The organism is Geobacillus sp. WSUCF1 (genome assembly GCF_000422025.1).
Taxonomy (GTDB): Bacteria; Bacillota; Bacilli; order Bacillales; family Anoxybacillaceae; genus Geobacillus; species Geobacillus zalihae.
Genome location: NZ_ATCO01000034.1, coordinates 1 through 13,095, shown reverse-complemented (window position 1 = coordinate 13,095; position 13,095 = coordinate 1). Strand labels below are relative to the sequence as shown.

Genomic DNA, 13,095 nt, shown 5'->3' with positions numbered 1-13,095 from the left:
TCTTAACTTGATGGGTATGGCGACGGAGACACCTGCACGCTTTGCCACATCACGAATCGTTGCCATGTTCGCTTCCTTCTTTTCTGTCTATGTGTAACCGGTTACACATAGTATATCCTATTTTTTGTGCGCCATCAAGCTTTTTTTAAATACTAGTGATTTAAGTGGAAATGTTGCTCCCCAGCAACGTTTCTCAAACTAAAAAACCTTACAAAAAAACATAATTTTATCCCCTTCAACTTTTCGAATACGTTGTGCTTCGCCGGTCTTTCACGGCGGTTCTCAAACAATGTGCGGCCTTTTTTGCAAGCTGACGTAAACATGATCGCACAGCATTTTCAAAAAAAAATCCCTTGCCTGCCGCAAGGGACTTCTCACTTTTCCCTCCACCGTTCGCTTGCTTCATCCGCCCGTTTCGCCACCGCCATCATGCTCATGATGACGAGCATCACAAACGAACCCACAAACATTCCCGCGATAAACGCGACCATGGCCCTCTCTCCCTTTTCTCGCAAACTCGTTATTGGCCATTCTTTCCGTTTACATCTAAATCTATACGATGGGAGAGCTTTGTTCTATTATACGCCGCGTTTGACCGCCCGATGCTTGGTCCTTGCCCAACAGCGGCAAGCCCATACAATCAAAAGCGCCAGGAGCGCCCCACATGAATCAATCGCCACATCTTTTGGCGTCGCCGTCCGCCCCGGTTCAAACGATTGGTGCCACTCGTCGGTTGCCGCATACACCGTCGCAAACAGCCAAGCGCCCGCATACGCAAACCGTTTTGGCGCAAGCGCCCGCCACACAAGCGCGGCCAAAATGCCAAACTCGGTCAAATGCGCCGCTTTGCGAATCAAAAAATTCAAAAATGACGGCCCCTCTTCATCCCCGCCGCCAAACGGCAAGTACGATAAAATCACCTGCAGCACATGCGCCGTATTCGCCCCAGTGAACGAGGAAGACTCGCTGAAGCTGTAAATGACGAGGCACCAGAGAATGACGGGGAGCCAGCGGGAAAGGAAATCTCTCATCGTTTCACCTGCCAACACCTTTTTCCCAACAAAACAAGGTACCTAAACAACAAACGAAAGTAGACACCTTGTTCGCTGAACCCTTTATCATCATAACAGGGAGGGTGATCTTTTTCCATTTTCTTTTTTGAAAGCTGCTTTACCATTGTTTTAAAATCGTTCGCTCACAGGCTGGAAAGAAGACTTCTTTTCCGTTCCCTTTTTTCTTTCCCCATTTCCCTTTTAAGAGAGATTCTCTCCCTAGTTTATGTTTTCATGAACAAGGGTATGGGTATAGTAGTAAAAGGAAAATGTGTACATTTTTTTCGGTCAGCATTATAATTTTTAGAAAGGAGAATCAATGAGGTGATCAATATGCCCTCCGCTTTGGAAACGAAAATGAGGGTGACACTGTCTTGCACGGAACAGGCCAACAAACCGGATAAGGATCTTTCATTCGCCGAATTACGGAAAAAAATAGCCAAACCTTCTCCCTTTGGCAAAAAATTAGTGGACATCTACAAACAAGGACGGTAGCCGATTATGTCTTTTGTGATGACATAGGAAGATGCCATAGATGAACATTTTGGACAAGCGTCTATATACATCGATGCTTGTTTTATTTTGGCCTATATGGACTCCAATGATCCAAGGGGAGATAAGGTATGTGAAATCCTCCAAAAGTGGCATAACGAAGGTGTAACGAAATTAGGGATCAGTACACATGTATTTGGGGAAGTAGTACATAACTTATTCATTCAAGAAATTCTATTACCATTAGAAATCCACCATAAAAATCAATCCAATTTACGTTCAAAGTCTCGCCATAATCATCACCTTGGGGAATCAGAAGAAAGCGTATCCTTCCTATATAACGTTTGGAAAAAACAGATGCCAAGTTTCTACAAGAAGAACGTTTTTATTAATATTTCAGAATTAATCAAATTAGTGAAGATGAATTATCCCTCAAAAAGAAACAAGTTGCAAATCTTCTACAACAATTCCATTGATCGATATTAATGAATTTTTATCTGCCCTAAGGCAACATTTCCACATTGAATTCCTAACAACAGATGCCTACATTCAAGATTTAGCCTTGGCTCAAATGCGGCTGTTCCAGCTCGAAGCCTATGATGCCTTGCATTATGCCATTGCAACATACCACCATTATGACTACTTCGCTACGCTTGATGGCGATTTTGTCCATACTCTTTACAACCAAGACCCCGACCCAGCGTCGATTACAAAAATTATAAAAATCGCCTAGCCTTGACGTTCTTGATCGAGTCGGGGTTGAAAAAGTAAGGGAGGCAGAGAACTCTATGCCCTCCTTCATTTCTTCTCCACTCACGCGAGCTGCACCAAGTTCAACCATGTGAATTGGTGACAAAGAAAGAGCATGCAATACATATCGATCCGCCTTTATGATGTGCAAAAAAGCGGAACCGGTTATTCCGCCCCCGCCAACAGTTTCAACGTCGCGGCGACAAACATTTGCACGCCGATCTCAAGCGCGTCTTCGTCAATCGTAAAGCGCGGGTGGTGGTGCGGGTACACGATGCCTTTTTCTACATTGCCCGCGCCCACGTAGAAAAAGCTGCCGGGCGCTTTTTGCAAAAAGGCGGAGAAATCTTCGCCGCCCATGTTCGGTTTCAAGCGGGCCACTGCCTCTTCGCCGAACAGCTCGCGCGCCGTTTCTTCGATGACGTGGGTCACTTCATCGTAGTTAATGACCGGGCGGTATCCGTAGTCAAATTGAAACTCATACGAGGCGCCGTGCGCTTCGGTGATCCCTTTGACAATGCGCTCCATCCATTGCGGGACCGTCTGGCGCAGCTCGGCGTCGAACGTGCGCACTGTCCCTTGAATTTCGACTTCCCCTGGCAGGACATTATGGGCCGTACCCGCCACAAATTGTGTCACGGACAGAACAAGCGGCTCGAGCGGGTCGACATAGCGCGAGACGATGTGCTGCAAGTTCGTCACCACTTGCGCCCCGATGGCGATGGCATCGATCGTTTGATGCGGCATCGCCCCATGGCCGCCTTTGCCGATGATGCGGATGAAAAAGCGGTCCGGTGCGGCCATCATCGGCCCATACACAATGCCGATTTTTCCGCGCTCAAGCGGCGACCAAAGGTGGGTGCCGATGACGACGTCCACCCCGTCCATGACGCCAGCTTGCACCATCTCTTCCGCCCCGCCGGGGAACAGTTCTTCCGCGTGTTGGAACAAAAAGCGAATCTCACCATGAATGTGATCACGAAGCTGGGCAAAAATTTTCGCCGTCCCCAACAGCATCGCCGTATGGCCGTCATGCCCGCACGCATGCATGACGCCTGGGGTTTTGGAGGCAAATTCAAACGTGTTTTCCTCTTGAATCGGCAGCGCGTCCATATCGGCGCGAATGGCGACGACCCGGCCTGGCTTTGGGCCGACAAGGCGCGCCATCACGCTCGTTTTCGTCGGACGGGTAATCTCGAGACCGCCGAACGATTGCAGCGTCTCGTACACAAACTGCGCCGTTTTCTCTTCCTGGAACGACAATTCGGGATGGGCGTGCAAGTGGCGGCGCCAGGCGATGACCTCCTGTTTCACTTCATCGACGAGCCGTTTGATTTCTTCCTTTGTCATCCATAGTCTCCCCCTGTTCGTTTGTCTTTTTCGTTATTCCCGTTGGGCCAGTTGCCACACCGTATGATAAAGCACCTCTGCACCAGCAGCGCAGTCTTCTTTCGTGCTCCATTCCGCCGGACTATGGCTCACCCCATCTTGGGAGCGGACAAAGATCATGCCGATCGGGCAAAGGGGGGCGAGCTGCACCCCGTCATGAGCCGCACCGCTCGGCAGCCAAAACGGCGGATAGCCAAGTTTTTGGCACGCCGCCTCCGCCGCGCGCTTCACCTCATCGGAACATAGCACCGGCGGCATCTCTTGCAGACGCTCGGTTGTGAGGCGAACGTTCCGCTCCTTGGCGATCGTCTCTGCCCGCGAGGCTATGTCATTCCATACTTGATCGCGCACCTCAGCCTTCAAGTCGCGCAAATCGAGCACAAATTCGACCCGTTCCGGAATGACATTAATACCGCCCGGATAGACATGCAACTGTCCTACAGTACCAACCGTTGTCCCTGTTCGTCTTGCTTCCTCTTCAATGACCGTGATAATTTGTGCGGCGGCGGCCATCGGGTCGCGCCGCAATGACATCGGCGTGGCCCCGGCATGTTCCGCCTTTCCTTCGATGGTAAATTTCACCCAAACGAGTCCGGCGATGCCAGTGACGATGCCAACTGGAAGACCAGCCTCCTCCAGCACCCGGCCTTGTTCGATGTGCAGTTCGACATAAGCTTTCACCGTTCCTGGTTTTCGCGCTGCCTGCGGCAAGCGGTTCGGGTCAAGCCCCGCCTGTTTCATCGCTTCCGCAAGGGAAATCCCTTCCGCGTCGCGGCACTCGAGCGCTTCCAGCGGCAACGTCCCCGCCATCGCGCGGCTGCCGATCATGCCGAAACGAAAGCGCGCTCCTTCTTCGTCCGTAAACGCCACGACTTCAATTGGATGATGCGTCACCACCCCGTGCTCGTTCATCGCCTGAACGACTTCCACGCCGGCCAACACCCCGAGCGGTCCATCAAAGCAACCGCCGTTGTAAACCGAATCGAGATGAGATCCAACAAGGACGACCGGGGCATCCGGATTCGCTCCTTCTTTCCGTCCGATCAAGTTGCCAGCCGCATCTTCATATACAGAGAGCCCCGCTTCGCGCATGTAGGAAGCGACGAAATCTTTGGCCCTCCGCTCTTCAGCAGTGAACGAGAGGCGCGTGACGCCGCCGCTTGGTTTCTTGCCGACCTCCCCTAGTTCCATGAGCCGCTGCCAAAGACGTTCCCCTTGAATCAAGCTATCCTCCCCTCACCTTAATTACGGATAATTTTCGGATATGTCCTTAATTATAACGGAAACAGAGTTAATTTTCAAATAATACAAATAATAAAAACACCTTCAAGACAACAAAAAACTTCTGCCTGACGCTAAAGGCAGAAGCTGATCGAGCAATTATAAGAAAATGCGGTATACTTTGCGCGGACGCCCGCGCGGATACGGGTTGGTCTCCCCGGCCACTTCGGCAAGGCCCACAGTCTCCAATTGGTTTAAAATCCGGCGGGCGCTGCGCGGCACAATCCGCATGTAAGAAGCCAACTCATGCGCTTCGATCTCGTTGGTTCCGCGTTTTTGCAATATGGCTTTCAATTTGCAGAGCGTCGCGGCGCTTAATCCCGTCCGCTCCGCCAGCTGCCGCAGTTCTCCGCCGCCGAGCGAATAGCGGAGGTGCACACTTTTTCCTAACGGACCCGAGATCGTTCCGTCATCAAACACCACCATCCACGCACCCCGCCCGCTTTGTTTCGCATGCAAAAACGCCTTCCCAGCCTGAATTTCGGCCTCATACGCCGTTCGGCCGATGCCGATTCCGCACGCGATGACCTCGCCGTCAAGGAGCTCCGTCTCCTCCGCCGAGGGGACCGTTTTATAGCCTTCGGTGATCTCTTTTAATGCACCTCTTGTCGTAAAAATGACATAGCGGCCCGGTCCGGCGCTTTTGAGCGACCCTTGGACTTTTTTTGCATACCGTAGCAATTTTTCTGTTGTCTTCATCTCCAGACGATATATGTCATCGGTCGAAAATGTCTCTGGGGAGGCCGCCTGCATCGCATCGACTTCAATCATTTGCACGGCGATTTGCGCATCTTGCGCCTGCAGCATCTGTCCGGTGCGAATGATTGTTTGGATGACCGCTTCCACCGCCGAGCGGGCAGGCAATACCCGATACACCGGCATCCCGAGTTTCTCCAGTTCAAGATGGGCTGTCCGCAAACAGGTGACCGCTGCTTCCGTTTTCCCTTGTTTCCAAAGGGTGTAATGATAGTCGGACAGTTCCTGGGCCGAAATGCCTCCCTCGTAATGCTTGACGTATGGAATCGGCTCTTCGATACCCGCCTCTTCCAGCAGCCGTTCGATTTCGCGACGCTCGTACGTGTCAAAACTAAGTCGGCTGACCGGAATCTGCGCCGTATAGTGCGCCTGCAGCAGTGTGCGGTACAAGCTGGCACCAATATGTGGCACATAAAACAGCGGCGCATCGACCTCACCGGACTGCTTCACGATCGAATACGGCACTTGTCCGGAGAACAGCCACATATCAACTTCTGACGCGAGCGGGCGGATCAAATCGATCACTTCACTTTCATCCCAATACACAACGGGAACGCAAACAAACTCTTTGTACTCTTGCGCCACCGCCTGAATCATGGACAGCGAATCGTCCGCACCAAACAGACCTAAGCGAATGCGGATGATACATCCCTCCTTTTGCCGCCTGCTCATAGCGGCGGGAAAAGACGGCTTCTTCAGCCGCTCTCTTCCCCGCCTGTCTCCGCTTTCAAAGTGGCGGACTGCGACCCCACGTTTTTCCATAAAGCCACCACTGGAAACCTAACCTTCTCTTTCTTTGAAACGGCGATTGATGCCCCCGCGCCCGCCGGCATGTCTACTATCCCACTTCCATCGAACGGACAGGCCGCCTTATTCCCTTTTTTACAAAAAAGCCGTCGTGGCGATGCGAACGGGACAATTAAGCGGCATCCCTATTCGCATTGTTTGCGGAAAAAGGCAGCTGAGGCGCACTGGAGAACGTCAACAGCCCGATCCACTTTCAGCTGCCTATGCCCCACCGGCCGCCCGATCGACTCGTAGATTAAGCCGGCGGCTTCTGCCGCCTTCGGGTCGTAACAATTCCGCCCATCCACCACAACCGGTGTTTTCATCAGCGTCTTGTAGCGGTGAAGGTCAAATTGCAGCACAGCCGGCCATTCGGTGAAAATGAAACAAACATCCGCGCCGCGAATGGCTTCCTCAATCGTCTGACAACAAACGACCGCATCGCCAAAACGGCGGGCGACATGTTCGAGAGCGGCTGGGTCCCAGACGCGCACGGCGGCCCCTTCAGCAATGAGCCGTTCGATGTTCGCCAATGCCGGCGATTCGCGCACATCATCGGTGCCCGGCTTGAATGCGGCGCCAAGCACGGCGACCGTCCGGTTGCGGAAATCCCCAATGTGCAGACGCGCTTTGTCAAGAAGCTTCCATTTTTGTTTCTCATTGACGTCCATTGCCGCCCATACCGTTTTGAGCGAATAGCCGTGAGAAGCCGCCAACGAATAAAGCGCGCTCGCATCTTTCGGCAGGCATGAGCCTCCATACCCGACGCCTGCGCGCAAAAAGCGGCGGCCGATGCGCGGATCCATGCCGATTCCTTCCGCCACCGCCTGAATGTCGGCGCCTACCAACTCGCATACATTGGCGATCTCGTTGATGTAGGAAATTTTCAACGCCAAAAACACATTGGCCGCGTACTTGATCATCTCGGCGCTTCTCCGGTCCGTCACGACGTACGGGAGCGCAAACGGGGCGTAGAGGTCCTTCATCATCCGCTCCGCTCTCTCCGATTCGACGCCTAACACAATGCGCGGCGCCTGCAACGTATCGCGCACCGCCGTTCCTTGTGACAAAAACTCCGGGTTGGACACAATGTCGATGCGCACCCCAGAGCGTCCATTTTCTGCTACAAAACGCGCGGCCTCATCCCCTGTGCCGACCGGAACCGTCGATTTGATCGCCACCAAACAGTCGCGCTCCACCGCCATCGCAATGCGGCCGAGCGCCTTCCAAACGGCGTCAAGCTGCACAGAACCATCCGGCAGCGGCGGGGTGCCGACCGCGACCATGATCACTTCCGCCCATCGATACGCTTCCGCATCGTCTGTGGTAAAGCGAAGGCGGGCGCTGTTCCGTTGGATGAGCGGTTCGAGCCCCGGTTCATAAATGGGGACGATTCCTTCATTCAACCGCCGAATTTTTTCCTCATTGACATCCACGCATATGACATCATGCCCTTTATCAGCCAGGCAGGCGGCGGTCACCAGCCCCACATATCCCGCCCCGGCGATCGTGATTTTCATCGTTCCTCACACCTTTTTGATCCATTGCGGCTATTGTCGCTTGTTCTCATTATATCGAATCGCCTGGGGATTTTCATTGTTTTCGCCTAGCCGCTGAGTTCACCGGTTGTGCTCTGCGGCCAAAAGAAAACCGGGAGGAGCCAAACCCCCGGTTACATGACATTTGCTTCTTGACAGCCAATCAACCACAAAACCGCCGATCAACGATTTCTCCACGATCATTTCTTATTCAAAATAATGCCGAACCGCATCCGCAATCGCGGTCGTCACTGCTTCCTGATAGTCGTCTGTCGCCACCGTCGCCGCATCTGTGCGGTTGCTTACATAGCCGAGCTCAAGCAATACAGACGGTCTGTCGTTTTCCCGCAGCACGTAATAGTCGCCAAACGCAACGCCGCGGAAAGGCAGTGCGGCCAATCGGGAAAGCGGGTCTTCGAATGATTGCGCTAAGCCGTAATCGGCAAAACGGTCGTAGTAATAAACGGTGATGCCGCTCGCCTGTTGGTCGTCTGCGCTGTCATAATGCAGGCTGATAAACGCATCCGCTTGATACAGGCGCGCCATCGCCACGCGCGCGGACAGCGGCACATACTCATCGCTGGAGCGCGTCAGCACGACGCGGGCGCCGTAAGATTGCAGCTTGTTTTTTAGAAGCCTCGCCGTTTCCAACGTCAACTCCTTTTCCTTGACGCCATCGGCACTTTTCGCACCGCCGTCTTTGCCTCCGTGGCCAGCGTCAAGAACGATCGTTTTTCCGGCCAGCGCCTGAACAGGACCGCGCGTCCAGCTGTCTACATAAAGGCGGGAGTCGCTAGGCGCGATGGCTGAAAGCAGCGAGCGGTCAGCCGACTGGGGCGCTTCCGCTTCCTTTTCATTAGCTTGTCCACCCTTTACCTGCACATATGCGGATGACACCCACCCATCAAGCCCTGTTTGGGAGGCAATTTTGTACCATCCCGGTTTCTTTTCCACAATCTCGACCTCTTCGCCCCGGACAAGGCGTCCGACGCGCGCTGCCTTCAATGACGGCTCAGCCCGAACGTTGAGCGAACTGGCGTTGACGATTCCGGTTTGATGCGAAATCGATGACTCCCGAGCCGCAGTGAGGTATGCTGAAGACACCCAGCCGATCGCACCGTCTGCGATCACTTCCGTCCATTCCCCATCTTCCTTGATGATCCATACCGTTTCTCCCCGCGCCAAATGCCCGATAATTCGCCCATCTCGGCTCGGCTCTTGTCGAAGGCGGAGTCGGTTTTCTTGCACGATGGCCGTCTCTTTTGCCAACGCGACGTACCGCGCGGCGATCCACCCGGTTCGATTCGGTTTCCACTCGATGTTCACCCATCCATCCTTGACCTCGATCAGCCGATACGCCTCGCCGCGGTGAACGTTCGCCAATGGACGGTATGGCACCCCCGGCCCTTGGCGGACATTCACGCGATCCGCCGTCACCACAGCCAGACGCTTCGTTTCCTCCATTTCCTTTTCCCCTTTCGCCCCCACCGGCCAAGCAGCCGCAGCCAGCCATAGCAAACAAAACAACAGGGCGAGCCATATTCCTCGCCTCATGCGCATTCCCTCCCCCGTTGTCTCCAATTTGTCTACTATATCGTTCGCGCACAACGGGGAATTTCCTGTCTGTCACTTGGGAAAACCGCTCGACAAAACTAGCGGGGCGGCATCCATCAACCGACAATAGCTCTCCTTTTTCTGCATGATGCCTCTTCACACGACAGCAGCCACAACGCGCAACCCAGTCGAACCATCCAGCTACGGCCGACATACCACCATCGCTTCTCTAACCGATGTCCGAATGGATAAGCCGTCCCCATGAAGAAACACGCAGAAGCGCCAAAAGCGCTCCGTGCTCCAACGGGAGACGGTGTCCTTTGTCGCGCTGGAACCATTCAATGACGCGCATTCCATTGGGAAAACGGTGAATGAACAAGCACCAAAGTGTTTCAAAAAATCCAAAATATTACAAATACTTCATACCCTCTATTTTTTGGTAAAACGTCCGTCTCGCCACTGCTTGTTCGTTGTAAGACAGCGATTCATCCAAAAATCGCTGCACCATTTGCGACAGCTCATATTTTTGGCCAAAAAAGCGGCGCTGGCGCACCCGTTTGATTTCATGATTCTGCTGTTTGTTCATGCAGCACTTCTTATACTTTTTCCTACTTCCACACGGGCATGGGTCATTCCAGCCGATCGACATGCGTCATCCTCCTCTCCCATCTTTCTTTTTTCAATATTTCCATCAATAATGTTTAAATTCTACTATGGACAGGATAAACTACTATTATACAAAACGTTTATCCGAAAGGAGACGAGGGCTATGAACCCCGACAATCTTGCTAAACTGATCGACGAATTGTCTGCCATGTTCCATCCGACAGAGCGGGACCGTCCACACGGCAGATGGGTTAAGGCGCCAAAGAGCACACCCCCCTCCAAACGGCGGCGGTCCAAAACAGCCTACCAGCTGAAAATCACATTAAACGGCATCCGCCCGCCGATTTGGCGGCGCGTCCTTGTTCCCGGACATGCGACATTTCACGAGCTTCATCTCATCATCCAAGAAGCGATGGGATGGGAACAAGCCCATTTATACGAATTCGATTTCGGAAGCGTTCTCATCGGCATCCCTGACGGCTGGGATTCGTTTCAGCTGGAAAAAGAACTGATGGACGCCCGCCGCATCCCATTACAGCAATGGCTGACGGAAGAAAAACAAAAGTTTCTATATATTTACGATTTTGGCGACTACTGGCGCCATACCGTCACTGTTGAAAAGATTGAAACACTCCCAAAACCGTTGGAACGCGCCGCTTGCCTGAAAGGAAAACGGGCGTGCCCTCCCGAGGATTGCGGCGGCGTCTATGGCTACCTGGAGCTGCTGGAAGCGGCGGCGCAAAAAGACTCTCTTGCCGATCCCGAATTGCGCGAGCTGGTAGACTGGATGTACGACATGAAAGGCGAAGATTTTGACCCTGATGCCTTTGACGTCGAGGAAGCGAACGAGCGGCTGGCCTATATCCGATTGTAACGCATGCGAAAGAAGGTATCCGTCATCTCTCAAGGGCACCTTCTTTCGCACCCATCTGTCCTTTGTTGCCTGCTTTGTCCATCGCCTTACAAAAATCCCCGTTCGGCAAACGTCTCCCAGACGAGCTCCTCGAGCTCCTTGCGCAACTCAGCTGCATCGACTCCTTCAAGCAACCCGTCCTTTTTCCATGTTCGGATCGCTTTGTCGATCAAGCGATGGACTTGATCAACGTCCCAGCCCTCGCAATCAAACAACTCCTCAACTTGGTCAAGCCATTCCTCAATCGCACGGTCCAGCTCATCGCCATCCTCCATCCCACCGTCGTCGAACCAGATCTCATCACCGTCATCCCCATCGTCAAAGAGCCACTCATCATCATTCTCGCCCTCATCATCTCCATCATCGAGCAACTCTGTGCGAAATAAAAACAATTCCATCACAGCGGCTTCCACTTCCTCTACAGGAACGCCGTAGTGTTCCGCAACCTTTTCCATATTGACAAATTCTCTTCCAGCCATTTCACTCGCCAAATAACGGAGTGCAGCCGCATACACAGCAGGATTCTTGATGACCGGTTCATCCATTTCGCAATATGCGCGCCAAAGGAACGCAGCCTCGCTGAGCACTAGGGAGGAGGTTGTTTCTTCCTTTTTCTTTAATTCGCGAAAAACATCATCTTGATCTCGATCCCCCCAGTCCTTTTCGCTCAGCAGCTGCCACAACAGCTCATGGACCGCTATTTCAAGCAATTCCGGAAACGACTCGCGCAAAAACACTTCACACGTTTTCATATCCGGATTCCATTCCGCTTGAAGCGCCCGCGCAAGCCGATCCTTCCCGCTCTTTGGAATCGGCAGCACCTTCATGAAGTACGCCCACTCGTCCCCATGCGGAACGAGGCATCCTACTAACACGTCCCCCTCCCTAGTAGACGGAAGCTCCTCCGGCGTCAAAAAACGGACGTACTTTTCTTTTCTGGTCAACAGATCGCGTACAAGGAAACGCCGCTCATCCTCGATATGAATGATCTCGTCAAACGACGGAACCGCCTCGTCCCATCGCTTCAAATGAGTTTGCACTGCTGGACGCCACCGCGTGCGGCGCCGGCTTCTCATATAGGCTGAAAAAATTGTCATCCCTTTGTCATCAACGTGTCTGTGAAAAATCGCCCAGTTCGTCAGCAATAAATTGGCGCTGGTCTCCAGCTCGTTAGGAAGCCCTTGAAATGGAGAACCAGACATCATGAAAGCAAGCTCTTCCTCATATCGCTCTAACGCAAACGAAAACACATCTTGCATACATTTGGCCACTTCACGGTCAATTAGAGATTCTATCGATACTGCTTCTTTCTTCCCACAACAATGCTTGTACGTTTTCCCACTGCCGCATGGACAAAGATTGTTTCGCGATGCCTTCACCATATAGCTACCTACTTTCTTTGTATCATAGTCATTGAACGTTCTCCCCCTCTACGCTAACGCTCGGGCCAGCTAAACACTTTGGGGAGACATTCACGATCAACGTGTGATGGAACTGCTTTCAGCAACACATATCGCAAGCACTTTGGGACTTCCGCCGCTCATGTCGAGAACATCGATTCGCATTCCATTTTTTATGCCTAACCAAAATCCTGGTTCTTCACCAAAAGGTGCCCTTGGCTTTTTCAAAACATGCCATATTTCCTTCTCCAAGGAGAAATCAGCCAATCCATGATTTTCATCATCTTTGGCGAGGAGACCCCGACTTCTAAGCGAGAGCGAAAGTCGGGGAGGAATCGCCCTTCCTCCTTTCTTTTGTATATGATAGAATAAGAATGTGGAGAAAACCGTTGAATCAAGGCACTCCAATCCCCGTTACTCGATGTAGGGAGTTGGTTGCAGGAAACGTTGCAACCGTAAAACATCGAGCGTACATCCGTCTGTTGTGCGTGGAAGTCAAGTACTGCCTACAGACATGCCGAGCCACTCGGTAGCGATATAGGCATGACCTATGTCGTTGGGTAGTCGTCAACCTGCCC

The 13,095-nt window shown here is 52.6% G+C and carries 11 protein-coding genes and 1 pseudogene; 2 read left to right on the top strand and 10 right to left on the bottom strand.

Features of this window, described 5'->3' with window-relative positions; all coding sequences use genetic code 11:
• Positions 1-374: 374 nt before the first annotated feature.
• Complete coding sequence (locus I656_RS18975) at positions 375-491, bottom strand: DUF3789 domain-containing protein (protein ID WP_011232702.1); 117 nt, start codon at positions 489-491, stop codon at positions 375-377.
• 87 nt (positions 492-578) lie between these two features.
• Positions 579-1,031: a VanZ family protein gene (locus I656_RS11675; protein WP_033004971.1), complete on the bottom strand. Its 453-nt coding sequence runs from the start codon at positions 1,029-1,031 to the stop codon at positions 579-581.
• Positions 1,032-2,016: 985 nt separating this feature from the next.
• On the opposite strand from I656_RS11675, the gene I656_RS11680 reads away from it, so the two are divergent.
• Positions 2,017-2,277, top strand: coding sequence for a PIN domain-containing protein (locus I656_RS11680; RefSeq protein ID WP_020754233.1), 261 nt, complete (start codon positions 2,017-2,019; stop codon positions 2,275-2,277).
• Between the two features lie 182 nt (positions 2,278-2,459).
• Here the strand turns inward: I656_RS11680 and I656_RS11685 are convergent, their stop codons facing one another.
• The 7 genes and pseudogenes from I656_RS11685 to I656_RS18970 form a co-directional block, all read right to left on the bottom strand.
• Positions 2,460-3,644 (bottom strand): M20 family metallopeptidase, encoded by a 1,185-nt coding sequence (locus I656_RS11685; protein WP_020754232.1) that lies wholly within the window; start codon positions 3,642-3,644, stop codon positions 2,460-2,462.
• 33 nt (positions 3,645-3,677) lie between these two features.
• Complete coding sequence (locus I656_RS11690; protein ID WP_020754231.1) at positions 3,678-4,907, bottom strand: Zn-dependent hydrolase; 1,230 nt, start codon at positions 4,905-4,907, stop codon at positions 3,678-3,680.
• 156 nt (positions 4,908-5,063) lie between these two features.
• Positions 5,064-6,482 (bottom strand): hypothetical protein, encoded by a 1,419-nt coding sequence (locus I656_RS11695; RefSeq protein WP_020754230.1) that lies wholly within the window; start codon positions 6,480-6,482, stop codon positions 5,064-5,066.
• A 170-nt stretch (positions 6,483-6,652) separates the two neighbouring features.
• The gene (locus I656_RS11700) at positions 6,653-8,026 is read right to left on the bottom strand and encodes a UDP-glucose/GDP-mannose dehydrogenase family protein (RefSeq protein WP_020754228.1); all 1,374 of its coding nucleotides are present in this window, start codon (positions 8,024-8,026) and stop codon (positions 6,653-6,655) included.
• A gap of 225 nt (positions 8,027-8,251) precedes the next feature.
• Positions 8,252-9,598 (bottom strand): N-acetylmuramoyl-L-alanine amidase, encoded by a 1,347-nt coding sequence (locus I656_RS11705; RefSeq protein ID WP_050572294.1) that lies wholly within the window; start codon positions 9,596-9,598, stop codon positions 8,252-8,254.
• 409 nt (positions 9,599-10,007) lie between these two features.
• The gene (locus I656_RS0114925) at positions 10,008-10,184 is read right to left on the bottom strand and encodes a hypothetical protein (protein WP_014195142.1); all 177 of its coding nucleotides are present in this window, start codon (positions 10,182-10,184) and stop codon (positions 10,008-10,010) included.
• A gap of 18 nt (positions 10,185-10,202) precedes the next feature.
• Positions 10,203-10,247 (bottom strand): annotated as a pseudogene (locus I656_RS18970) (SEC-C metal-binding domain-containing protein); the annotation flags it as partial.
• A gap of 120 nt (positions 10,248-10,367) precedes the next feature.
• Between I656_RS18970 and I656_RS0114920 the strand changes: the two are divergent.
• Positions 10,368-11,078 carry a plasmid pRiA4b ORF-3 family protein gene (locus I656_RS0114920; RefSeq protein WP_021321451.1) on the top strand — a complete coding sequence of 237 codons (711 nt, stop codon included), beginning with the start codon at positions 10,368-10,370 and terminating at the stop codon, positions 11,076-11,078.
• 86 nt (positions 11,079-11,164) lie between these two features.
• Here the strand turns inward: I656_RS0114920 and I656_RS11710 are convergent, their stop codons facing one another.
• Positions 11,165-12,499 carry an SEC-C domain-containing protein gene (locus I656_RS11710; protein WP_020754224.1) on the bottom strand — a complete coding sequence of 445 codons (1,335 nt, stop codon included), beginning with the start codon at positions 12,497-12,499 and terminating at the stop codon, positions 11,165-11,167.
• Between the last annotated feature and the right edge of the window lie 596 nt (positions 12,500-13,095).